We start from the raw sequence: 22,143 nt of genomic DNA, 5'->3' as shown, positions 1-22,143 counted from the left end.
GTACAAATCCTAACTCATTGAATTTAATAGCCATGAGTCGTTACGGCCCTGTGTCAATCCCAGCGCCTTCATTACGGGTGCAACCAGGTGGGTTATTGCCCACAGAGTTATCCACAGGCAGGGCACGCGTACCGGGGTGCCCCGGGAGCCCCATCTGATAGGATTGCCGGTTCCATCGCCGCCTCGCGCATCCCGTGAAACAAGAGCTGAAACAACTGGTATTGCAGGCCATCGGTGCCCTGCGTGAATCCGGCAAGCTGCCGTCCGACTTCGTGGCGCCGGTCTTCGTCATCGAGCGCACCCGAAGCCGCGACCACGGCGATTTCGCCACCAATGCCGCCATGATGATGGCCAAGGCGGCCGGCCGTAAGCCGCGCGACATCGCCACCGACCTTGTCGAAGCCCTCCCGCCCTCCCCCATGGTGGGCAAGGTGGAGATTGCCGGACCCGGCTTCATCAACTTCTTCCTGGCCCCGGCCGCCTTCCATGCGGAAATCGAGCAGGCGCTGGGCCAGGGCGACCGCTACGGCCGCAACAACGACGGCCAAGGCCGCACGGCGGGCGTCGAGTTCGTGTCGGCCAATCCCACGGGGCCGCTGCATGTCGGCCACGGCCGCGCTGCCGCCATCGGCGACAGCCTCAGCCGGTTGCTGGAGGCCGCGGGGTGGAAGGTATTCCGCGAGTTCTATTACAACGACGCCGGCGTCCAGATCGCCAACCTGGCGCTTTCCACACAGGCCCGAGCGAAGGGCATCGCGCCCGACGAGGCCGGCTGGCCGGAGTCCGGCTACCGCGGCGACTACATCGCCGAAGTGGCCCGCGCTTTCCTTGCCCGGGAGTCCGTGGAAGCCGACGGCGAGACGGTGGTCGCCAGCGGCGATGCCGACAATCTCGACGATGTTCGCCGTTTTGCGGTGGCGTACCTGCGCCACGAGCAGGATCTCGACCTCAAGGCCTTCGGCGTCGGCTTCGACGTCTATTACCTCGAGTCGTCGCTCTATACGGAAGGCAAAGTGGACGAAACCGTGCGCGAGCTGGTTGCCCACGGCCACACCTACGAGGAAGGCGGGGCACTCTGGCTGCGCTCGACCGATTTCGGTGACGACAAGGACCGCGTGATGCGCAAGTCCGACGGCACCTACACCTACTTCCTGCCCGACGTCGCCTACCACCGCACCAAATGGCAGCGTGGCTACGAACGCGCCATCACGGAGCTCGGTTCCGATCACCACGGCTCGCTGGCGCGCGTGAAGGCGGGCCTCCAGGCGCTTGATGCCGGCATTCCGGCGAACTGGCCCGAGTACGTGCTGCACCAGATGGTGACGGTCATGCGCGGCGGCGAGGAAGTGAAGATCTCCAAGCGCGCCGGCTCCTACGTCACCCTCCGCGATCTCATCGACGAGGCCGGCCGCGATGCCACGCGCTACTTCCTCATCGCGCGCAAGGCCGATTCGCAGCTGGTGTTCGACATCGACCTCGCCCGGTCGCAGAGCAACGACAACCCCGTCTATTACATCCAATACGCACACGCCCGCGCCTGTCGCGTGTTCCGCGAACTGGCCGATCGCGGGCTTTCCACCGATCGCGGCAACGGCATCGCCAGGCTCGATCGCCTGGACACGGAGCACGAGTCGGTGCTGATGGTGGAGCTATCGCGCTACCCGGAGATGGTCGAATCCGCCGCCGCCAACCTGGAACCGCACCTGATCGCGCAATACCTTCGGGAACTCGCGGGCGCGCTTCACAGCTACTATCACGAGCACAAGTGGATCGTCGACGACACCGACCTGCGCGACGCGCGGCTTGCCCTGGTGGCCGCCACGCAGCAGGTGTTGAAGAACGGTCTCGATCTGCTGGGCATATCCGCCCCGGAGAGCATGTAATGGCAACTCGCAAGAAAGGCAAAGGCCGCCAGGCCGTCCGCAACGGTTCGAGCGGCATGCCGGGTTGGGGCTGGGCGCTAATCGGCATTCTCGCCGGCGCCATGCTCATGGCCTTCGCCATGCGCGGCACCTGGATGCCGATGATGCGCCAGCACGACGGTCCGGAGCCGAATCCGCAGGCCACCGCGCAGAAGGGCAGCGATCCGGGCGTGGTCGACCAGGCCGAGGCTGAGAAACCGAAGAAGCCGTCGTACGACTTCTATTCGGTGCTTTCCGAGAAGGAAGTGCGCATTCCCGACGCGGAGATCCGCGCGCAGGCGAGCGCGGAAGCCCAGCAGAAGCAGCAACAGCAGGCAGCGCAGCAACAGGCCGCACAGCAGGCCGCCGCCGCGCAGCAGCAGCAGGCCCAGGCTACCGCCGCCGCGGCCAACCTGCCCAAGGCCACCAGCCAGACGGTCACCGCGGTGCCGGCGCAGCCCGCTCCTGCCGCTGCCAGCGGCTCGGGTTACCTGCTCCAGGTGGGCGCATTCCCGAGCGCCGCGGATGCCGAGGCACTGAAGGCCAAGCTCGCCTTGCAGGGCTTCGTGGCCAATGTGCAGTCGGTGAAGGTGGGCGCGCAGACCTACAACCGCGTGCGCCTGGGCCCGTTCAAGTCGGCCACGGACCTGGAAAGCACGAAACAGCGCCTGCAGGCGGCGGGTATCAGCGCCATCGCGCTGAAAGAAGGCGGCTGACTTGCTTCTCGTCATTCCTGCGAAAGCAGGAATCCAGGGCCTTGTCGCTTGACCGGAGACCCGGGCCCTGGGTCCCTGCGTTCGCAGGGACGACTCACGAGCGGCGCTTAAGCCGAATCAGCGCCGAGATGTCTTCGTCGCCGTAGCCACGGGACATCAGTTCGCCGAAGTCCGCCAGGGACCGTTCGATGATGGTGCGGTCCGTGCCTGCCTCGGTGGCGATGCCGCGCACGATGCCGAGGTCCTTGTGCAGCAGGGCCAGCTTGAAGCCCACCGAGAATTCGTTGCGCAGCATGGTGGCGCCGCGCTTGTCGAGGAACCAGTTGCCGGCCGCGCCGGCCGCGAGCGTCGGAAGCAGGCGCTCCGCCTCGAGGCCCAGCGATTCGCCGAGCGCCAGCCCTTCCGTCACCGCCTGCGCGATGCCCGCGACCAGCACCTGGTTCACCGCCTTGGTCGCCTGGCCGCTCCCGACGCCGCCCATGTGCGTGACGCGAGCGGCATAGGCTTCGAGCACCGGACGCACGCGCTCGAGCACGGCGGCGTCGCCGCCCACCATCACCGACAGTTTGCCGTTCTTCGCCCCTTCGACGCCGCCCGACACCGGCGCATCGAGGAAGTCGACGCCCGCCTCGGCGAGCATGAGGGCGGCCCGCTTCGCCGTAGCGGGTGCCACGGTGGAATGATCCACGACGATCGTGCCCTTCTTCAGGGAAGGCAGCAGTGCCTCGACCACGCCGATCACGTCGGCATCCGCGCTGACGCACAGTGCGATGACGTCGCAGGACGCGCCCATGCCTGCCATGTCCGGCGCGGCTATGCCCCATTCGCCGGCCAGCGCGTCGGCCTTCGCCTGCGTGCGATTGCCCACGGCCACGAGAAGCCCCCTGGCATGAAGGTGGCCGGCCATGGGCGCTCCCATCGCGCCCAATCCGATGAAAGCTGCTTTCAGACTCATGTTCGTTCCTTGTATGCGCGGATTCAGCGGCCTGCGGTTTCCGCGAGATAGGTGTAACCGGTCAACCCCTTGTCCAGCGCCGCGGCGAGGGTTTCCGCCTCCGTACCGGTCACGCCCGCGGCAGCGAGGCGATCGGTATAGGACTGGCGCAGGGCCTTGAGGTCGTAGCCGACGTAATCGAGCATCAGGTCGGTCGTGTCGCCCCGGCGGATGTGCGCGAACTCGTAGCCGTCCTTCGTGGCCCGCACGTTCACCGCGTCGGTATCGCCGAACAGGTTGTGGATGTCGCCCAGCGTTTCCTGGTAAGCCCCGACCATGAAGATGCCGAGCCGGTAGGACTCGCCGTCCTTGAGGCCATGCAGCGGCAGGCTGACATCGACGCCTTCGGCGTCCACGTAGTGGTCGATACGGCCATCCGAATCGCAGGTGAGGTCTGCGATCACACCTCGGCGCAGCGGTTCCTCGTCCAGGCGTGCAATGGGCACGATGGGAAAGATCTGGTCGATCGCCCAGATGTCCGGCACCGATTCGAAGACCGAGAAATTCACGAAGTACTTGTCGACCAGCTTCTCGTCCAGGTCGTCCAGGGCCTGGCGATGCGCGCGCTCGGCCGGCAGCAGGCGGGGCCGCACCGCGTTCGCGATGGCGTAGAACAGTTCGTCGAGCTTCGCGCGGTCGCGCAGGTCGAGCTGGCCTAGCGCGTACAGCGCCTGGCCTTCCGCGAAGTGGTGCTGCGCCTCATGGAAGAGTTCCAGCGGCGGGCGGTGGCCCAGCTCGGCGTGGGTTTCGCGCAGATGCCTGAGCACGGCCGGCTCGCCGTCACGCTCGGGGGGAATGGCACCTTCCGGCACGGGCTCCACTTCGCTCACGTTCACGACCATCACCGCGTGGTGGGCCGTCATCGCGCGGCCCGACTCGGTGAAGATCACCGGTGCCGCCATGCCATGCTCCGCCACCGCCTCGGCCAGCGGTTGCACGATGCTGGCCGCGTACTGCTCAAGGCTGTAGTTGATCGAGTTGTAGCTGCGCGAGCGCGTGCCCTCGTAGTCCACACCGAGGCCGCCGCCCACATCCACCACGTCGATGGGCACGCCGAGGCGATGCAGTTCGACGAAATAGCGCACGGCTTCGCGCATGCCGGCCGCGATGTCGCGCACGTTCGATATCTGCGAACCCATGTGGAAATGCTGCAGGCGAAGGGTGTGCTTGAGGCCCGCGGCATCGAGCCGCTCGATCAGCTCCAGCACCTGTCCGGGGCTCAGGCCGAACTTGCCCTTGTCGCCACCGGTGTTCTGCCACTTGCCGGCGCCGATGGAGGCGAGGCGCACGCGCACACCGAGCAGCGGCTCGACGCCCAGAGCCTTCGCTTCCGCGAAGACGTGGTCGAGTTCCGAAAGTTTCTCGATGACGATGTGCACGCGCAGGCCAAGCTTGAGGCCGATGAGGGCCAGCCGTACGTATTCGCGGTCCTTGTAACCGTTGCATACGACCATGCTGCCCGGCCGCGCCTGGGCGAGCACGGCCATCAGTTCCGGCTTGGAACCCGCTTCGAGGCCGAAGCCTTTTTCACCCGCCGCGACCAGCTCGCTGACGACGCCGCGTTGCTGGTTCACCTTGATGGGATAGATGGCGGTATAGGTGCCGGCATAGTTCGCATCGGCGATGGCCTTGCCAAAGGCCCGCTGCAGGTGAGCGAGGCGGTCGGCCAGGATGTCGGGAAAGCGTACGAGCAGCGGCAGGCGCAAGCCCTCGGCGGTGGCCTTGTCGACGATCGCCGGCAGGTCGAGGGCAGGGCCCTCATCGCCGCGGGGGCGGATCAGCAGGTGGCCGGTGCCGGCCACATCGACGTAGCCGTTGCTCCAGTGCGGAATCGCGTAGGTCAGCTTCGCGCGATCGGTGGTCCAGTTCGTCATGGGGGTGACGATCTCCATTTGATTGTGTCGAGTCCCCCGGAAGAGGGGGGCGCGGAACAGTCGCAGCGGCGAACCTTGACCTGAAGCGGGCCTGGCGGCCGGGAGCCTCGCACGCCGCGGGGCCGACCAGACGGGTCTGCGCGACCCGGCGGGCGGGCGGCAGACCGTCTATTGTAGCGGCGCCTCATGACATCGGGGTATCGGCCCGCCGGGGTGGGCACCGCCCTACTTTCCAACGGGCGCAAGGACTTGGCCGCTTTCCGGCCCGTGGCGGTACAATCCACCGTTTAGCCCCCTACCCGTCTTCAGGAAAGCGTCATGTCGCAGCAGCAGCTCAGCTGGTTCACCGAAGCCCACCAGGCATCGGGCTCCTCCATCGGTTTCCGCGTCGAGCGCCTGTTGCACGCCGAGAAGACGCCCTTCCAGACCATCGAGATCTACCAGACCACCGACTGGGGCAACCTCATGGTGATCGACGGCTGCGTCATGCTCACCAGCCGCGACAACTTCCTCTACCACGAGATGATGACCCACCCCGCGCTGTTCACCCACGCCCGGGCCAAGCGCGTCGTCATCATCGGCGGCGGCGACTGCGGCACCCTGCGCGAAGTGCTGAAGCACGAGGAAGTGGAAAAGGCCACCCAGGTGGAAATCGACGAGCGCGTCACCCGCCTGGCCGAGCAGTATTTCCCGGAGCTGTGCGACGCCAACGGCGACCCGCGCGCCGAACTGCTCTTCATCGACGGCATCAAGTACATGGCGGAAGCCGAGCCGGAGTCGATCGACCTCATCATCGTCGATTCCACCGACCCGGTCGGTCCGGCCGAAGGCCTGTTCAACGCCGCGTTCTATGCCAGCTGCTACAAGGCGCTGCGTCACGGCGGCATCCTCGTGCAGCAGTCCGAATCGCCGCTGGCCCATATCGAGCTGATCAAGGCCATGCGTGCGGCCATGCGCACCTCCGGCTTCAAGGCCGTGCGCACGCTGCCGTTCCCGCAGCCGTGCTACCCCACCGGCTGGTGGAGCTGCACCATGGCCCGCAAGGACGGCGACCTCTCTGGCTTCCGCGAGCGCGGGGCGATCAGCAAGGGCTTCGCCACGAAGTACTACAACGCCGACGTGCACAAGGGCGCGCTGGCGCAGCCGGAATTCATGCGCGAGCAGCTGGGCGAATAACGCCGCTCCTAAAAAAAAGCGCCCTCACGGGCGCTTTTTTTATTTCTCGACCTTCGCCGGCTCCCAGCCGGCAGGCGCTTCCGGCGGCATGCCGTAGGCGCGTAGCGCAGCCAGGATCACGCTCATTTCCGTGCCGCCGCTGCGGGCAAGGGCCAGGAGCTTCTGCGCCGTGGCCTTGTCGCCCTGAGCCTGCATGTTGAGCTGCGCGAAGCGCTGCATCTGCCAGATCAGGTTGAGGCGCGCGCGCTTGGCATCCTGCTGGTCGGCTTCGCTGGCCGAGAGCGTCTCGCGCAGGTGCAAGCCAAGCGAACGACCGAGGGGGCTGCTGCCCCACTCCAGCACCTTGGCCAGCTTCAGGCAGTCGCCGGCGACGCCCGCGTCGGCCTTGTTGTCTTCGCAATACTTCGCCGTGGCCTGGAAACCGGGCACCGGTTGCGCGCTGGCCAGGCCAAACACGATCACCATCTGCACGCCGGCAGCGCCCGAGCCCTGCAAGGCGTTGAAGGTGTCCGCCGGGGGAGGCAGCTGGCTCACCGAATTGGCGAGTGCCTTCAGGCTCGCGCCCAGGTAGTCGTCATAGAGCCTGGCATTCGCGGCGCGCCCCAGATCGGCGCGCACGGCGTCGCCGGCGTTCGCGTGGTCATCCATGCCCAGCTTCAGCAGCCAGACCGCCGCGTTGTCGGGCGCCTGCTTTTCCAGCTGCGCCAGCGCTTCCGCATTGGGGCAGGTGCCGCCCTTGGCATCGCAGTCGGCGAGCCGCGCCCACGTCACTTGCGGACCGGCGTCGGCGTTCCTCGACGCACGCTCCAGAAGCGAGTGGTAGCTCAGGACCTCGGGCGGGTTGGCCAGCGGGCGAGCGAGCAGCGCGGCGCCCAGCAGGGGCTCCGCCTCGGTACGCAGGGCCAGCACGCTGGCGAGGTCCTTCTGGAACTGCAGCAGGGCCTTGGTCTGATCCTTCTGCACGACCGGGCCTTTGGCCGGCCCCTTGGCGGCGCCGGGCCACGGGCCATCGGCCAGGGCGGGCAAGGACAGCAGACCCGCAAGGGCCAGCACTGCGATGCGACGTCCGCGCATGGGCCATCTCCGTGAAATAAAACGACAAGGATACGGCCCGACCATGAACGGAAGCTGGGGAGAGACGTGCCCTGCCGGACGCTTCCACGGCTCCGGGGCGACGTTCGCCGCCGAAGTCGCTACCATCGAAGTCTGCTTTCCCTGTTGCATCATGCGCCGGGGGCCACCAATCCTGCGACAGAACAGGAGTTTACCGTGGACCAATTTGCCATCTTCGCCAGCGAACGCGCCGGCTTCTTCGTCGGCTGGGGCACGCTCTCGTTGATCAACGCCGGCCTTGCCCAGGGCAAGAATCGCAGTGGCCTGGCCTGGTGGCTTCTTTCGCTGGTTCTCGGCCCCATCGCCACGCTCATCCTGGTGATCATGCCCAAGGTGCGCACCAAGCTCTTCTGAGCCGCAGGCTTGGCCGCAAGCATCGGGGGTGTGTAGGCTAGGGCTCTCCCAAGGCAGGTGCGCGCGAATGCTTACGACGCTCGTGGCAAGCAGCAAGGGCGGTTGCGGGAAGACCACGCTGGTCACGCAACTTGCCACCCATTGGGCCCAGGCGGGTAAGAAAACGGCCGTGATCGATGCGGACCGTCAGCACTCGAGCCTGCGCTGGGTCGGCCGCCGGCCGGAGAACGCGCCCTCCATCACCGCCATCGAAGGCAGCCGCCGCGCCTTCGACCGCCTGCCGGAGGACGTCGAGAGGGTGATTGTCGACACGCCCGCGGGCGTGGACGAGAAAGACCTCGAACCCTACCTCGAACGCGCCGACGTCATCGTCGTGCCGGTGCTTCCCTCGCATTTCGACCTGGACGCCACGCTGGATTTCCTGAAGGTGCTCAAGGGCTTCAGCCGCGTGAAACGCGGCAAGCTGCCCGTCGGCCTCGTGGGCAACCGACTCAAGCCGTGGACAAACGCAAGCCAGGCCGCCCTCGCCGAACTGGGCGAGCGGGCGCCTTTTCCTGTGGTTGCGGAACTTCGCGACTCGCAAGCGTACGTCTTGCTCACAGCGCTCGGTAAGGGCATCTTCGATTACCACTCGGAAAACGTGCGCGGCCACCAGGACGATTGGGCGAAACTGCTGCGCTGGATCAAGCGCAACACCTAGCAACCAAGGGGCCGCGTCATCGATCACGCCACCGAAGGTGGCCTTGCGGAAGAGACGTTACCCATGCACGAACTCATCCTGTTACGCCACGCCGAGGCCACGCCGCACGGCAAGGACGGCAAGGACGACCGCGAGCGAAGCCTGACCGAACACGGTCGCCGGGAAGCCCGCGCCGCGGGCGAATGGCTCTCGCAGCAAGGCATCTCGTACACGCGCATTCTCTGCTCCCCCTCCAAACGGACGACGGAAACCGCCGAACTCGCCCTCGGCAAGGTCGAATGGCAATTGGAAGACGATATCTACGACGCCACCGTGGGCGAGCTCTACGACATCCTCGACAAGAACTGGGACGCGGACGGCGTGGTCCTGGTCGGTCACAATCCCGGTATCGAACAACTGGTGGCGTTCCTCGTCGAAGGGCGCTCCGAGGACTACCGCGGCATGCCCCCTGCAGGCATCGCGCGCATCCAGTTCGACGGCAAGCTCGAACCCGGCATGGGCAAACTGAAGGTTTTCTGGTCCCCTCCGAACTGAGCCTGCCCGAATGCGCCACCTGCTGTCGGCGATCGTCGCGCTCCTCGCGGCGGCGCCCCTCTCTGCCGCCGACCTTCGCATCGACCCGGTTCACTCGCGCGCCGAATTCAGCGTGCGGCTGCTCTGGGTCAGCACGGTCACGGGCAGCTTCGAAGGCATCCGCGGGGAACTGGCCATCGATCCGGCCCGGCACAGCGCCATCGTCAGCGCCGACATCGACACCGAGAGCGTCCGTATGGAATCGGCACGCCTGCGCCGCTGGCTGCTGGCGCCCGAGTTCTTCGATGCCAGCCGCTACCCGCAGATCCACTTCGAATCCTTCCCCGTATCCTTGCAACTGCTGAGCGAAGGCGGCGACGTGCAGGGCCTGCTCACCCTGCGAGGGGTAACCCAGCCGGTGACGTTCCACCTGCAAGCCAATCATTGCCCCCCGCACAGCCTGGCCGGATGCGTGCTGCAACTGAAGGGCACCATCGACCGGACGGACTTCGAGATGCGAGGGCGCCGGGGCGCCCTCTCGGACCGGGTCAACCTGGGCATGGCCATCGTGCTGACCAATCCCTGACAAGGCGTGGCGGCGCGCGAACTCACGTCGCGTTGCTACTCCTCCCCTATCATCCGCGGCATGCGCCGCCTACTCACGCTCCTGCTCCTTGCCGCCACGCTCGCCGCGGGCGGATGCTCATTGTCCCAGGAGCGAATCCGCAAGGCCGACGCGGTGGTTACCCTCACCGCGGACCGGCAGGACACCTGCGACCCCGCCGATACGAGCCATTGCGCCACGCCCTCCCCCTTGATCGACGCAGCGCTCGAAGCCGATGCCGCCTCCACGGAGGCGAAGCCGGTGCACGTGGCCACGTTGCTGGAAGACGGCGAAAGCGCGCTTGCCGCACGCATCAACCTGATCCGCGCGGCCCGCAAGAGCATCGACGTGCAGACCTACATCTGGGAACAGGACGACGCCGGCAAACTGGTGCTGGACGAACTGGTACGCGCGGCCCGGCGCGGCGTCCACGTGCGCATCCTGGCCGACCAGCTGTTCTCCTTCCGCGATCCGGGCCTGCTCGCGGCGCTGGCCCGCGCCAGCGACCGCATGGAGATCCGGCTATACAACCCCACGTTCCACGCCGCACGTACGCCGCCGCTGGAGTTCGCCGCCGGCATCCTCTGCTGCTTCTACAAATTCAACCAACGCATGCACAACAAGCTGCTGGTGGTGGACGACCTCGTGGGCATCACCGGCGGGCGGAACTACGAGAACCGGTATTTCGACTGGGACGACGCCTTCGACTACATCGACCGCGACGTGATGGTGGGGGGTCCCGCCGCTGCCGAAATGGGCGCCAGCTTCGAGCAGTTCTGGACGCACAGGCGGTCGGCACCGCTCACTCACCTGCGCGATGTGAACCGCGAACTGCTGGCCGATACCGACGACCCGCACCACTGGGAACCACCCACCTACGAGAGACCCGACCGCGTCGCCACGCTGGTGTCCGACGCACTCGATCCCGCGTGGGTCGAGGAGCACATCACGCGCAACACCCTGCGCATGAACCGCGTGGAATACCTCTCGGACCTGCCCGGCAAGACCGACGAACCCAAGCGCAGGGAAGCACGGGCGCTTACCCGCCACATCATGGGGCTGGTGCGCAACGCGAAAAGCGAGATCGTGCTGCAGACACCCTACCTCGTCATGAGCAAACCGGCGAAGAAGATATTCAGTGCGCTGGGGCGTCGCGCGGACCCGCCGCGCGTGGTGGTCTCGACGAACTCGCTGGCATCCACCGACGCATTCGCCGTGTATGCGCTTTCGTACAAACATCGCAAGCGCTACCTCACCGATTACGGATTCGAGATCTACGAACTGAAACCGCATCCGTTCAATGCGGACCCCGACGCACTGGAGGGCCGCACGAACGCCGTCGATACGCCGCCGGTGGACGGAACCGTTACGGGCACAACGGGAAGCGGTTCGAGCGGCGGTGGCCGGGCACGGCACCATGGGCATGGCGCGCCCCCGGAACGGTTCGCGCCTTCGGAATCGTCCAGTCTCCTCAGTATCGGCAGTCGCGCCAGCCGCGGCCCGCGCAACCGTCCCGCACCGCTGCTGACGGCCGGCGTACGGTTCGGGCTGCATGCGAAATCCATCGTCGTCGACGACACCTTCGCGATGGTGGGCACGCATAACTTCGATCCACGTTCTGACCATTACAACACCGAGTCCGGCGTGATCATCTACGACAAGCGCTTCGCCGACCGGCTGCGCGATTCGATCCTGCAGGACACGGAACCCGGCAACGCGTGGACGATCGCGCCCCGCCGGAAGACGATACCGGTGTTGTCGTCGATCAACGAGTTCATTGGGGACGTGTCGGAACGACTGCCATTCTTCGACCTGTGGCCGTTCCGTTATGCCACCAGTTACGACCTCAAGGCGGGCTGCATCCCGATGCGCTGGAAGGACCCTCGCTTCTTCGAATGCTACGAGCCCGTGGGCGACTTCCCCGAAGTGGACGTGTCGCTCAAGCTGATCTACACGCGGATGATCACGGCCTTCGGCAGCTCGGCAGCCGGCATTCTGTAGGATGCGCGCCCTGCGCAAGCGGAAGGTTTACCGCGTCAGTTCAAAGGTGACGGGCAACTCGGTTGTGTAACGATCGGGGCGGTCGGCAGCGGCGAAGCGCCAGTCGCGCACCGCTTCCTGTGCGGCGCGGTCCAGGGCCTCGTCGCCGCTGGAACTGCCAACGGCGACGCGGGTGACGTCGCCTTCAGGCGTGACCGTCACGTGGAGCACCACCTTCCCTTCGCGATGCGCACGCAGCGCGGACATCGGATAACGAGGCGACGGCATGTATACGGGCACCAGCGGGGCCGGCGCGGGAGCAGGCGCCGCGCTGACCATGCGCGCAGGGGGCAGGGCCACGGAGGCAGGCCGCTGACTGGCGGGCCGTACGGACGACGGGGCAACCGCGACCGGACGCGTCGCGGCAGGCGCCACCTGGGACACCGTTCTCGACACCATTGCTGGCGCCGCCGTGGGCAACGTGACCTCGGCGAAGCTGCGTGTCTTCGGCGCGCGCTCGTAGGTAAGCGCGGTGAGCCAGCTCGTGCCGGCAATGCCGACGAGCAGTGCCAGGGCGCTGAGGGAGGTACTGGTACGTAGGGCAAGCATGCGGAGACAGGGTGATGGCGACGCGAGCGCGTCGCCTTTTCCTTCCTTTATCAGGGACGTTCGAGGATGGCCGTGACACCCATGCCGCCCGCCGTGCAGATGGAGATCAGGCCGCGGCCCGAACCCTTCTGCTCCAGCATCTTCGCCAGGGTGGCCAGGATACGCGCGCCGGTGGCCGCGAACGGGTGACCGGACGCGAGACTGGAACCGTTGACGTTGAGCTTGGCCGGGTCGATCGAACCCAGCGGAGCATCCAGGCCCAGCCGCTGGCGGCAGTAGTCTTCGCTTTCCCAGGCCCGCAGCGTGCAGAGCACCTGGGCAGCGAAGGCTTCGTGGATCTCGTAGAAGTCGAAATCCTGCAGCGTGAGGCCCGCCTGCTTGAGCATGCGCGGCACCGCGATGGTCGGGGCCATGAGCAGGCCTTCGCCATGCACGAAGTCGACCGCCGCCACCTGCGCGTAGGTGAGGTAGGCCTGGATCGACAGGCCGCGTGCCGCGGCCCATTCCTCGCTACCCAGCAGCACGGCGGCGGCGCCGTCGGAAAGGCCCGTGGAATTGCCGGCGGTAAGCGTGCCCTGGCCGGAGGTCTTGTCGAAGGCGGGCTTCAGCGCCGCCAGTTTTTCCAGCGTGGTGTCTGGACGGAGGAAACCGTCGCGCTTCAGGCCACGGAAAGGCACCACCAGGTCGGCGAAGAAACCGGCGTCGTACGCGGCGGCGAGCTTCCGGTGGCTGGCCAGCGCCAGTTCGTCCTGCTCCACGCGGCCGATCTTCCACTCCTTGGCCATGAGTTCGCAGTGGTCGCCCATGGACTTGCCCGTGCGCGGCTCGGCAACGCCCGGGAACGACGGCTTCAGTTCCTTGAACGAGAAGCCCCGGGTCGCGGCCTGGAACTTCTCTTTCACCGTCTTCGCACGGTTCATGGCCAGCAGCCGCTTGCGCAGCTTCTGCCCGTACACGATGGGTACGTCGCTGGTGGTGTCGGAACCGCCCGCGATACCGGCTTCGATCTGGCCGGTGGCGATCTTGCTGGCGATGAGGATGGCGTTGTCGAGGGAGGTGCCACACGCCCGGGCCGTGGTGATGCCGGGCGTGGTGGGCGCCAGCCCCGAGGACAGCACCGCCTCACGCGCCAGGTTCCAGTCCGAGGAATGGCGGATGACGGCGCCCATGGCGACCTCGCCCAGCTCGGCGCCATGCAGCCCGAATTTTTCCACCAGCGCCCCAAGCACCTTCACCGACATGCCGAAGTTGCCGACATCGGCGTAGGCCGTGTTGTTGCGACAGAAGGGGATGCGGACGCCGCCGACCACACCCACACGCTTTTGCGTCTTATCCATGCTTGAGAAACTGTCCAGACCGAGGGGATGCCCCAGGGGCAGCCGAGTGCGAAGAAGAGATCGCGGATGCCGACGATCGCCGACGAACGCGTATCGGCAAGGCTAACCCGCATCCCTTCCCGGTGAAAGCCCGATCCGGCCGAATGATAGAATTGCGTTCCTTTGCCGTTCGGAAAAACCTGCCGTGAACGAGTCGCTGATCGCCTGCCCCGCCGTCCTGGCGCTGGAACTGGCCGGGGACGGCGCCCCCGACCGGCTCGAACTCACCCGGGACGAGGCCCGCGTGCTGGCCTCCCTGGTGGCCGACGACCTGCGCGCCCTGCTGCCCGGCATCGAGACCTCGCGCCTGGCCATCGCCGGTGCCCTCTTCGATGGCGTGGAGCTGCTCCGCCCCGGTTTTCCGGCATTCGCCACGCTGGAGGAACTGGCGCGGCGCATCCCCCGCGTGACCGACGCCGGCGGGGTGGTCGCCTTCGGCACCCATGAGGGCCACATGCCCGCGCAGCCGCTGGTGCCCGATCCCGCCTACGCCGGGGGCCCGATGCGGCTCATACCCTGGATGGTGCTGGCGCCCGCCAGCCAGGCCGAAGACATCGCGGCCGCCATGGAAGTGGAACTGGTCGGGCGCGGCGAGGCCGGCACCGCCACAGCGGATTACCTCATGCGCACCCTGGGCATGCGCCTGGAGCATGCGCGATATCTCAGCCGCAACGACCTGCTCGCGCTCACCTGCGTGCAATACGAGCACGTGAACCTGGCGCCCTTGTGGACCGTGCTCGAGGCCGCGCTGCTCACGCCCTACAAGGAGGAGACGGCCCTGGGTTCGCGCGGGCTGCCGTTGCACTATGCGGAGGGGCGCGTGGGGGTTCCGGGGCCGTCGGCGTGGTTCGCGCGCGCCGGCAACAAGGGCGCCAACGCCACCCACGAATTCGCCGGTACGCTGTTCGAACTTCGCCAATACGCCGCCCTGCTGGCCGCACACCACGTCCCCCTTCACATCGAAGGAGAATCGGCTCAAACGGCGGGCTACCTCATCGAGTCCATCGCAACGGCCGACCCGGCGCTGCCGCCTCCCGCCCTTTACGCCCACGAGGCGGCGGGGCTGGGCATGGCGGCCATCACCGTCGCCCAACCCGCACCGGGCAAGGCCAGGGTGCTGGCCCACGGGTATCCGCTGGCGCCCGATGCACTGGCACCCCTGCTCGACGCCCTGGCCAAGGGCCATGGCGCAGCCCACGAGGTTCACGCGCTGGGCCGGGTGCTGCTGGACGCCGACGGTGCCCTGTCGGCCCCGGCACCCGCGCTGCATTGAGGCTCTTTTTTGACGAATCGTCCGATATACGAGAGGGAACCAAGACCGTAGAGTGAGGCGACGTTATCCCGGCTCCTCCATGCGCTCATCGATTCCACCCGTCAGCGACTCACCCTCGGACTGGTCCGCGTACCTCCTGGAGCGCACGCCGGCCATGATCGCGTACGTCGACACGGCCATGCGTTATCGCTACGCCAGCCCCGCGTACCTCGCGTGGATGAATGTCGGCGACGTCGACGTGGTCGGGCGGTCCGTCGCCGAGGTGATCGATCCCGCCCTCTGCGCGCTCATCGAACCCGACATCCGTGCCACCCTCGGCGGCACGGCCATGGTGGCCGATCGCGCCATCCACAACGGCGCCGGCGACCGCTATGCGCAGGCCACTTTCTCGCCGGATATGGACGACGACGGCAACGTGCGCGGCGTGGCCATTCTCCTCGCCGACATCTCCAGCCGCCAAGTGCTCGAGGCACGCCTGCGGGAAAGCGAGCGGCGCTTCGCGCAGGCATTCCGTTACGCCGCGATCGGCATGGCGCTGGTACTGCCCGACGGTCGCTGGCTGCAGGTGAACGAGGCCCTGTGCGCCATGCTGGGCTACGACGAGCAAGCGCTCATGCGTACGTCGTTCCAGGACGTCACCCATCCCGACGACCTCGCCGCCGATCTGGGGCAGGTGGAAAAACTGCTCTCCGGCGACCGCCTCTCCTACCAGATGGAGAAACGCTACCTGCATCGCGACGGCCACGTGGTGCATGTGCAGCTCAGCGTCTCGCTGGTGCGCGACGAAGTCGGCGGGCCGCTGTATTTCATTTCGCAGGTGCAGGACATCAGCGAACGCAAGGCGTTCGAGGACGCTCTCTTCCGCGAACGGGAACTCGCCGAGGTCACGCTGAAATCCATCGGCGACGCCGTCATCACCACCGACACCCAGTTCATCGTCACTTCGCTCAACCCCATTGCCGAGGCCATGACGGGATGGTCCAGCCACGAGGCCGTGGGCCGGCCCATGGACGATATCTTCCAGCTGCGCGATCCGCTCACCCGCCGGCCGATACCGAATCCGCTGATCATGGCGGTCAGCAAGAACAGTATCGTCGGGCTCACCACCGATGCCATCCTCGTGCATCGCAATGGCTTCGACAGCCCGATCGAGGACTCGGCGGCTCCCATCCACGACCACGCGGGCAACGTGGTGGGCGGCGTGGTGGTGTTCCACGACGTGAGCGAGACCCGCGCCCTGGCCTTGAAAATGGCCCATCTCGCGCACCACGACACGCTTACCGGCCTGCCGAACCGCGCCCTGCTCACCTCGCGCATGGAATTCGCGGTGACTGCGGCGGCGCGCCGCAACCAGCGCGTGGCACTGCTGTTCGTCGACGTCGACCACTTCAAGCAGATCAACGACTCGCTGGGCCATGCCGCGGGCGACAGCCTGCTCCAGGAAGTGGCCCGGCGTATCCGTGGTGCCGTGCGCTCCGACGACACCGTGAGCCGCCTCGGCGGCGACGAGTTCGTGGTGCTGCTGCCGCATATCGAGAGCCCCGGCGATGCCAGTGTGGTGGCCGAGAAAGTGTTGTCCGCCTGCGGCCAGGCATTCGGCCTGGGTCTGGACACCTCGGCGCTCACCATCAGTTTCAGCATCGGCATCAGCGTGTATCCCGACGACGCGGAAGACGCCGAGTCGCTGTTGCGCAACGCCGATACCGCCATGTACGAAGCGAAGATGCAGGGGCGCAACGGCTATCGCTTCTTCAATCCCACCATGAACGAGCGCAACACCGCCCGCGTGCGCATCGAGGTGGAACTGCGCAAGGCCCTCGCCCGCAACGAACTCAGCCTGCACTACCAGCCCAAGGTCGACGTGGAACTGGGCACCATCATCGGCGCAGAGGCTCTGCTGCGCTGGCAGATAGACGGCGAAGACATCTACTCCCCCGAGCAGTTCATTCCCGTGGCCGAAGACTGCGGCCTCATCGTGCCCATCGGCGAGTGGGCGTTGCGCGAAGCGTGTCGCCAGGCGGAAGCGTGGACGCGGCTGTACCGACCGCTATCCGTGTCGGTGAACGTCTCGGCGCTGCAATTCCAGCACACACGCTTCTTCGAGTCGCTGCGCGCGGTGCTCGCGGATACCGGCCTGCATCCCACGCTGCTCGAACTGGAAGTCACGGAACGCACGGTGATGGAAGGCGGCGACCACATCGCCGAACTGCTGCGCAAGATCAAGTCGCTCGGCGTGGCGCTCAGCCTCGACGACTTCGGCACCGGCTATTGCAGCCTCTCGTACCTCAAGCACTTCCCGGTCGACATCCTCAAGATCGACCGCGCCTTCATACGCGACGTGGCGTGGGACAACGACAGTGCCGCCATCGTCAGCGCCATCGTCGGCCTGGGCAAGGGCATGAACAAGCAGGTGCTTGCCGAAGGGGTGGAAAGCATGGAGCAAGCCACCTTCCTCGGTTCTGCCGGCTGCTCGCAGATGCAGGGATTCCTGTTCGGCAAGCCGATGACCGCGCGCGAGTTCGAGGAACGCATCGCCGTGGTGGACATGGGCGATCCCACCGTGGGGCTGGACCAGGAACCCTAGGGTTTCAGCGGCGCTTCGTACATGTAGTAGTGGCAGCGCTCCATGCCCAGTCCGGCATACGTGGCTTGTGCACGCTCGTTTTCCAGTTCCACGTAGAGCCGCAGCCCGACCGCGCCCGCGCCTTCGGCCATCGCTTTCACATGCGCGTACATGGCCCGGAACACGCCTGACCGGCGCGCCTCGGGTGCCACATAGACGCTCTGCACCCACCAGAAATCACCGCAGCGCCAGTCGCTCCACTCGTAGGTGACCAACAGGCAGCCCACCGCGATGCCGTCGAGTTCCGCAACGAGGTAGAACCCGCGACGCGGCTCGTCGAACACGGCCCGCACGCCGCGCCCGATGGTCTCGGCGTCCAGTCGCTTCTGCTCCGTTTCCCAGGCCATGGCGATATTCCAGCGGGCTATCGCGTCGGCGTCTTCCGGCCCGGCTCGGCGAATCTGTAATGACATGCGTTATTCCTTCGTGGGCCGCCGCGTGCGCGACGCCCCCAGTTTGCGGGTCAAGGTATTCCGGCCGACACCGAGCGCCGCTGCGGCGTGCTGCCGGTGGCCGTCGTTGGCGATCAGCGCGACGTGCAGCAAGGTCTTGTCCAGCGCCTCGCGGGCACGCGTGTGGATGTCCGGCTCGTTTCGCGCCAGCGCGTCCTGCGCCCAGGCCCGCAGGGCTTCGGTCCACTCGGTGCCGCGTGGCTGCCCGACCGCGACGCCGCCCAGATCGCTCGCCTGGATCTCCACCCCGGGGGCGATCACGGCAAGCCGGCGGCACAGGTTCTCCAGCTCGCGCACGTTGCCGGGGTATTCGCGCTGCTCGATCAGCTTCATCGCGCCGCGCGAGAAACGCTTGGGCGGCAGGTTCAATTCGGCCGCCGCCTGGGCGAGGAAGTGCTTCGCCAACAGGGGAATGTCGGCGCGTCGGTCGCGCAGTGATGGCAAGGCGATGCGCACCACGTCGAGGCGATGCTTGAGGTCCGCGCGGAACAACCCCGCCGCCACGCGCGCCTCCAGGTCCTGGTGGGTGGCGGCGACGATGCGCACATTGCCGTGCATGAGTTCGCGCCCGCCCACACGGTAGAACTCGCCACCGGCAAGCACGCGCAAGAGCCGCGTCTGCAAGGCAAGGGGCATGTCGCCGATCTCGTCGAGGAACAGCGTGCCGCCGTCGGCCTGCTCGAAGCGTCCGGCGTGGCGGCGCGTGGCACCCGTGAAGGCACCCGCTTCGTGACCGAAGAGTTCGCTTTCCAACAACTCGGAAGGAATGGCCGCGGTGTTGAGTGCCACGTAGGGCTTGCCTCGCCGCGCGCTCTCGTCATGCAGCGCCCGCGCCACCAGTTCCTTGCCCGTGCCCGTTTCGCCCGTGATCAGCACATTGAGATCGCTGGCGGCCACGCGGCCGATAAGCCGGAACACCTCGCGCATCGCCGGGCTTTCGCCGAGCAGCGCATGCGTTTCCGCCCGCGTGGCGGGCACCACCACCGCTTCGCGCGCGGCAGCGAGCGCGCGCTCCACCGCTTCCACGGCGTGGTCGAGGTCGAACGGCTTCGCGATGTAATCCGCGGCGCCCGCACGGTATGCCGCCGCCGTGGTCGCGACATCGGTGTAAGCGCTCATCACGATCACGGGACCGATGTTGCGCCGGGTGAGGTCCTCGAGCAGACGCAAACCGTCCTCGCCCGGCATGCGCACGTCGGTGACGAGCAAATCCGGGTGCCCTTCCGTCAGCGCCGCACGCACCGCATCGCCGGTGCTGAATTCGCGCACGGCGTGGCCTGCATCGCGCAGGGCCTCGGCGAGCACGAAGCGCACACCGCGATCGTCGTCGGCGATCCATATGTCGGTCATGCGCGCTCCATGGGGAGATAAAGCGAGAAGGTGGTTTCGCCCGGGTGACTGGTGTAGCGGAGGTCGCCACCGTGTTCGAGGGCGATCTCGCGGGAGAGGGCCAGGCCCAGGCCAGTGCCCTCGGGGTGGCCGGAAACGAGGGGCTGGAAGAGCGTGTCGCGGAGTTCCGCGGGCACGCCCGAGCCGTCATCCACGATGTCGACGCGCAAGGCGGCGCGGACCACACGCTCGCCGAGGCGGACGCCGTGGTCCACGCGCGTGCGCAGGGTGATCGTGCGCGCGTTCGCCTGGGTCGCGTTCCGGGTGAGGTTCAACAGCACCTGGAGCAGGCGATCGGCATCGCCCTGGATGTCCGGCAAGCTCGGGTCGTAGTCATGCCGCGTGGCGGGGGCGCCCGGCTCCGCCGCGACCAGGGCTTCCAGGCGCTCGAGCAATTCGTGCACGTTCACCGGTGCGATCCGGGCCGAACCTCCATGGCGCAAGAGCCCATCTGCAAGCGCCGCCAGACGGTCCGCCTCGGCGATGACCATGGAGGCCAGCTGGCGCAGGTCTTCATCGCCGAGCCGGCGTTCGAGCAGCTGCGCCGCGCCGCGCAGGCCCGCGAGCGGGTTCTTCACCTCATGCGCCAACCCGCGCAGCGTGGCCGACAAGGGCGTGGCAGCAGGCGTCAGATCGGGCGCCAGGGGATGCACTTCGACCAGGACCCGCTCCTCCGCGACCGGCTGCATCGTGACGTCCGCCACCAGGTCCCGGCCCCGCCCCACGTGGAAGGCCGTTCCACGCAGGTTGAAAGCTCGGCCTTCGCTCAGGGTACGAGCGAGGTGAGGAAGGAGCGCGGGGTTGCGCAGCAAGGCCGCGAGGTTCTGGCCGACGGCCGTCCGCGGCCCCACGTCCAGCATTTCACCCAAGGCGGGGTTGAGCCATTGCACCCGGCCGTCGGGCTCGAGCAGAGCCAGGCCTGTACTCAGGAGCGTGAGAAGTTCGGTGTCTTCGGGTGCAGGCATTGCACCAATTTAGGGAACCGACGAGTCCTACGCAACATCGGGTGGATGCGGCGGCCCGTGGACAAAACGCAAAGTCGGAAGCACGCAACTTTGCTGACTGCCAGCAGTTTATCTAATAACCAAACGGTTGCGGATACCGGTCCAGCCCTTTTTTGCGTCCGACCAAATAGAGTGACGGCTTTGTTGGTGGCGTAGCCGCACAAGCCCTTGGTCCTCCATCAATCTGCGAGCCACGGCTGATGGCGGAGCAGGGGTAGAAAGCTACCGGCTCGGCGACCTAGAACGGGAGCCCAGTGGTGAATGTGAAATTTCCGTCGTACTTGAAAATTTGCTTGAGTGCATCCCGTGTCTTATTCATTAAATTTTCGCTTCCGTTCAGAAGTTGGATAGCAGCCTCATCCAGCGTATTGTTAAGTTGTATCTCGAGCTGGTTGTGCTCACGGTGATAGAAAAGGTCGATCGAATCCTCGGTGGCGACTTCGTCTCCACGGAACTTGCCATAGACATTGATCGCGAGCAGAACCTTCTTCCCAAATGCTGGGATGAGGCTCCCACGTTGATCTGCATTGCTTAGTACGGTGGCAAAGAAGCCCTTCCTGGCAGCGTCGACCTGCGCTACGGTGTTCGTGTGTGCGGCATCTAACTCCTTAATAATCCCAGGAAGAGATGAAGCATGAACGAAGTTGATCCGGCTAAATTGTTCAGCCCCCTTGATGATGTAGTGGGCTATGTAATTTTGAAGTTTGGTTTCTTCAATGGATGGATCCTTCTCTTGGTAACTGACCTCTAGCATGTCGCCGTCCATCACAGCCAGTAAGCTAAAAACGTATACGGCCGGCTTTTTCCATCTGCTCCCCAAGCGACCCAATTCATATGCCTGAGCTTTCATCAATGACTTGATAGAGCTGAACATCGCTCGATCGTCGATCGCGCTGAACCTCGTTATCTCAGGCGGCGCATTCTTCTTTGACTGCGTGACAGCCACGAGCTCCTGAAACCCGAATATTTCATGTTTGGGAACGCCCCATATCGAGGGGCTATGGGTAGCCAATGCCTCGTTAAACTCTTCGGGGAACTTGTTCCGGGACAGCGGATACTCGATCGCCGGATCGTTGGTCCAGAAGTGGAGAGGCGTCGAGTTAACATTCGGGTCGAACGGCTTGGCGGGCCTCGTCATGAACACCCACTTATTGTCAGAGGTCCGCTTGCAACTGACAATTATCGCCGAGTAGACGCTGTACTCCTCGTGCCTATGCACTTTATAGGCAATAAGGTCGATCTCCCGGACTTCGCCACTCAGGTCGTCTACGTAGTACTTGTTGCTTACTGTTGACCACCCGGCTTCGGCGAAGGCACGCGCGGTACGATTCTCTAATGGAAACCCAGTTCGTTCGATCGCGGAAAGGATAAGGGCTTTTTCGGATTCGTCAGAGGCACCGCTATGGTCTTCCATAGTCGTCATAGCTTCTCTCTCAGCAGGTTGGTTCGTTGGAGGGAATGGGCTAAAGCGCTCAATGCCAGCTACTTCGAT

At 66.0% G+C, this 22,143-nt stretch carries 19 protein-coding genes; 10 read left to right on the top strand and 9 right to left on the bottom strand.

The features are described from left to right. The first annotated feature begins 194 nt into the window (after positions 1 to 194). Positions 195 to 1,883, top strand: coding sequence for an arginine--tRNA ligase (gene argS / locus FHS47_RS15885; protein WP_167030041.1), 1,689 nt, complete (start codon positions 195 to 197; stop codon positions 1,881 to 1,883). Continuing rightward, on the top strand, positions 1,883 to 2,617 hold the full coding sequence (locus FHS47_RS15880; protein ID WP_167030039.1) for an SPOR domain-containing protein: 735 nt from the start codon (positions 1,883 to 1,885) through the stop codon (positions 2,615 to 2,617). The genes argS and FHS47_RS15880 overlap by 1 nt, the downstream gene beginning before the upstream one ends. A 94-nt stretch (positions 2,618 to 2,711) precedes the next feature. Here FHS47_RS15880 and FHS47_RS15875 read toward each other — a convergent pair whose 3' ends face one another. Next, entirely contained in the window at positions 2,712 to 3,572 is an 861-nt protein-coding gene (locus FHS47_RS15875) for an NAD(P)-dependent oxidoreductase (RefSeq protein ID WP_167030037.1), read from the bottom strand. Positions 3,573 to 3,595: 23 nt separating this feature from the next. Beyond that, on the bottom strand, positions 3,596 to 5,485 hold the full coding sequence (speA, locus tag FHS47_RS15870; protein ID WP_167030035.1) for an arginine decarboxylase: 1,890 nt from the start codon (positions 5,483 to 5,485) through the stop codon (positions 3,596 to 3,598). Positions 5,486 to 5,803: 318 nt separating this feature from the next. Between speA and speE the strand changes: the two genes are divergently transcribed. Beyond that, complete coding sequence (gene speE / locus FHS47_RS15865; protein WP_167030033.1) at positions 5,804 to 6,661, top strand: polyamine aminopropyltransferase; 858 nt, start codon at positions 5,804 to 5,806, stop codon at positions 6,659 to 6,661. 39 nt (positions 6,662 to 6,700) lie between these two features. On the opposite strand, the gene FHS47_RS15860 is transcribed toward speE, so the two are convergent. Then, positions 6,701 to 7,735 carry a hypothetical protein gene (locus FHS47_RS15860; protein WP_167030030.1) on the bottom strand — a complete coding sequence of 345 codons (1,035 nt, stop codon included), beginning with the start codon at positions 7,733 to 7,735 and terminating at the stop codon, positions 6,701 to 6,703. 195 nt (positions 7,736 to 7,930) lie between these two features. Between FHS47_RS15860 and FHS47_RS15855 the strand changes: the two genes are divergently transcribed. The 5 genes from FHS47_RS15855 (at position 7,931) to FHS47_RS15835 (ending at position 11,946) form a co-directional block, all read left to right on the top strand. Then, the gene (locus tag FHS47_RS15855) at positions 7,931 to 8,128 is read left to right on the top strand and encodes an antitermination protein NusB (RefSeq protein ID WP_193569940.1); all 198 of its coding nucleotides are present in this window, start codon (positions 7,931 to 7,933) and stop codon (positions 8,126 to 8,128) included. Between the two features lie 67 nt (positions 8,129 to 8,195). After that, positions 8,196 to 8,828, top strand: a complete 633-nt coding sequence (locus FHS47_RS15850; RefSeq protein ID WP_167030027.1) for a ParA family protein — start codon at positions 8,196 to 8,198, stop codon at positions 8,826 to 8,828. Positions 8,829 to 8,891: 63 nt separating this feature from the next. Then, positions 8,892 to 9,362 carry a histidine phosphatase family protein gene (locus tag FHS47_RS15845; RefSeq protein ID WP_167030024.1) on the top strand — a complete coding sequence of 157 codons (471 nt, stop codon included), beginning with the start codon at positions 8,892 to 8,894 and terminating at the stop codon, positions 9,360 to 9,362. Between the two features lie 10 nt (positions 9,363 to 9,372). Beyond that, positions 9,373 to 9,927, top strand: coding sequence for a YceI family protein (locus tag FHS47_RS15840; RefSeq protein WP_167030021.1), 555 nt, complete (start codon positions 9,373 to 9,375; stop codon positions 9,925 to 9,927). A gap of 60 nt (positions 9,928 to 9,987) precedes the next feature. Beyond that, entirely contained in the window at positions 9,988 to 11,946 is a 1,959-nt protein-coding gene (locus tag FHS47_RS15835) for a phospholipase D family protein (protein WP_167030018.1), read from the top strand. Positions 11,947 to 11,973: 27 nt separating this feature from the next. On the opposite strand, the gene FHS47_RS15830 is transcribed toward FHS47_RS15835, so the two are convergent. Further along, a complete protein-coding gene (locus FHS47_RS15830) occupies positions 11,974 to 12,534 on the bottom strand; it encodes an energy transducer TonB (RefSeq protein ID WP_167030015.1) in 561 nt (186 codons plus the stop codon). Positions 12,535 to 12,584: 50 nt separating this feature from the next. Further along, a complete protein-coding gene (locus FHS47_RS15825) occupies positions 12,585 to 13,871 on the bottom strand; it encodes an acetyl-CoA C-acetyltransferase (protein WP_167030011.1) in 1,287 nt (428 codons plus the stop codon). 184 nt (positions 13,872 to 14,055) lie between these two features. On the opposite strand from FHS47_RS15825, the gene FHS47_RS15820 reads away from it, so the two are divergent. Both FHS47_RS15820 and FHS47_RS19960 read left to right on the top strand, forming a co-directional pair. Then, positions 14,056 to 15,183 (top strand): hypothetical protein, encoded by a 1,128-nt coding sequence (locus FHS47_RS15820; RefSeq protein WP_167030008.1) that lies wholly within the window; start codon positions 14,056 to 14,058, stop codon positions 15,181 to 15,183. Positions 15,184 to 15,262: 79 nt separating this feature from the next. Continuing rightward, positions 15,263 to 17,767: a GGDEF and EAL domain-containing protein gene (locus tag FHS47_RS19960; RefSeq protein ID WP_167030005.1), complete on the top strand. Its 2,505-nt coding sequence runs from the start codon at positions 15,263 to 15,265 to the stop codon at positions 17,765 to 17,767. Here FHS47_RS19960 and FHS47_RS15810 read toward each other — a convergent pair. The 4 genes from FHS47_RS15810 to FHS47_RS15795 form a co-directional block, all read right to left on the bottom strand. Beyond that, positions 17,764 to 18,219 carry a GNAT family N-acetyltransferase gene (locus FHS47_RS15810; RefSeq protein ID WP_167030002.1) on the bottom strand — a complete coding sequence of 152 codons (456 nt, stop codon included), beginning with the start codon at positions 18,217 to 18,219 and terminating at the stop codon, positions 17,764 to 17,766. The two genes, FHS47_RS19960 and FHS47_RS15810, sit on opposite strands and share 4 nt — an antisense overlap. A 3-nt stretch (positions 18,220 to 18,222) precedes the next feature. Continuing rightward, a complete protein-coding gene (gene ntrC, locus FHS47_RS15805) occupies positions 18,223 to 19,608 on the bottom strand; it encodes a nitrogen regulation protein NR(I) (RefSeq protein ID WP_167029999.1) in 1,386 nt (461 codons plus the stop codon). Further along, complete coding sequence (locus FHS47_RS15800; protein ID WP_167029997.1) at positions 19,605 to 20,612, bottom strand: ATP-binding protein; 1,008 nt, start codon at positions 20,610 to 20,612, stop codon at positions 19,605 to 19,607. The genes ntrC and FHS47_RS15800 overlap by 4 nt, the downstream gene beginning before the upstream one ends. A 277-nt stretch (positions 20,613 to 20,889) precedes the next feature. Then, positions 20,890 to 22,065 carry a hypothetical protein gene (locus tag FHS47_RS15795; protein ID WP_167029994.1) on the bottom strand — a complete coding sequence of 392 codons (1,176 nt, stop codon included), beginning with the start codon at positions 22,063 to 22,065 and terminating at the stop codon, positions 20,890 to 20,892. Positions 22,066 to 22,143: the final 78 nt, after the last annotated feature.

The sequence above is a fragment of the Luteibacter sp. SG786 genome (assembly GCF_011759605.1).
Lineage (GTDB): Bacteria > Pseudomonadota > Gammaproteobacteria > Xanthomonadales > Rhodanobacteraceae > Luteibacter.
This window is presented reverse-complemented; position numbering and strand designations above follow the sequence as displayed.

Excerpts from the sequence above, each read along its gene's own strand:
- FHS47_RS15850 (WP_167030027.1), top strand. The coding sequence starts at position 8,196 with ATGCTTACGACGCTCGTGGCAAGCAGCAAGGGCGGTTGCGGGAAGACC.
- FHS47_RS15880 (WP_167030039.1), top strand. The coding sequence starts at position 1,883 with ATGGCAACTCGCAAGAAAGGCAAAGGCCGCCAGGCCGTCCGCAACGGT.
- speA (WP_167030035.1), bottom strand. The coding sequence starts at position 5,485 with ATGACGAACTGGACCACCGATCGCGCGAAGCTGACCTACGCGATTCCG.
- FHS47_RS15825 (WP_167030011.1), bottom strand. The coding sequence starts at position 13,871 with ATGGATAAGACGCAAAAGCGTGTGGGTGTGGTCGGCGGCGTCCGCATC.
- FHS47_RS15810 (WP_167030002.1), bottom strand. The coding sequence starts at position 18,219 with ATGTCATTACAGATTCGCCGAGCCGGGCCGGAAGACGCCGACGCGATA.
- FHS47_RS15860 (WP_167030030.1), bottom strand. The coding sequence starts at position 7,735 with ATGCGCGGACGTCGCATCGCAGTGCTGGCCCTTGCGGGTCTGCTGTCC.
- ntrC (WP_167029999.1), bottom strand. The coding sequence starts at position 19,608 with ATGACCGACATATGGATCGCCGACGACGATCGCGGTGTGCGCTTCGTG.
- speE (WP_167030033.1), top strand. The coding sequence starts at position 5,804 with ATGTCGCAGCAGCAGCTCAGCTGGTTCACCGAAGCCCACCAGGCATCG.
- FHS47_RS15845 (WP_167030024.1), top strand. The coding sequence starts at position 8,892 with ATGCACGAACTCATCCTGTTACGCCACGCCGAGGCCACGCCGCACGGC.
- FHS47_RS15840 (WP_167030021.1), top strand. The coding sequence starts at position 9,373 with ATGCGCCACCTGCTGTCGGCGATCGTCGCGCTCCTCGCGGCGGCGCCC.
- FHS47_RS15795 (WP_167029994.1), bottom strand. The coding sequence starts at position 22,065 with ATGGAAGACCATAGCGGTGCCTCTGACGAATCCGAAAAAGCCCTTATC.
- FHS47_RS15830 (WP_167030015.1), bottom strand. The coding sequence starts at position 12,534 with ATGCTTGCCCTACGTACCAGTACCTCCCTCAGCGCCCTGGCACTGCTC.
- FHS47_RS19960 (WP_167030005.1), top strand. The coding sequence starts at position 15,263 with ATGCGCTCATCGATTCCACCCGTCAGCGACTCACCCTCGGACTGGTCC.
- FHS47_RS15875 (WP_167030037.1), bottom strand. The coding sequence starts at position 3,572 with ATGAGTCTGAAAGCAGCTTTCATCGGATTGGGCGCGATGGGAGCGCCC.
- FHS47_RS15835 (WP_167030018.1), top strand. The coding sequence starts at position 9,988 with ATGCGCCGCCTACTCACGCTCCTGCTCCTTGCCGCCACGCTCGCCGCG.
- FHS47_RS15800 (WP_167029997.1), bottom strand. The coding sequence starts at position 20,612 with ATGCCTGCACCCGAAGACACCGAACTTCTCACGCTCCTGAGTACAGGC.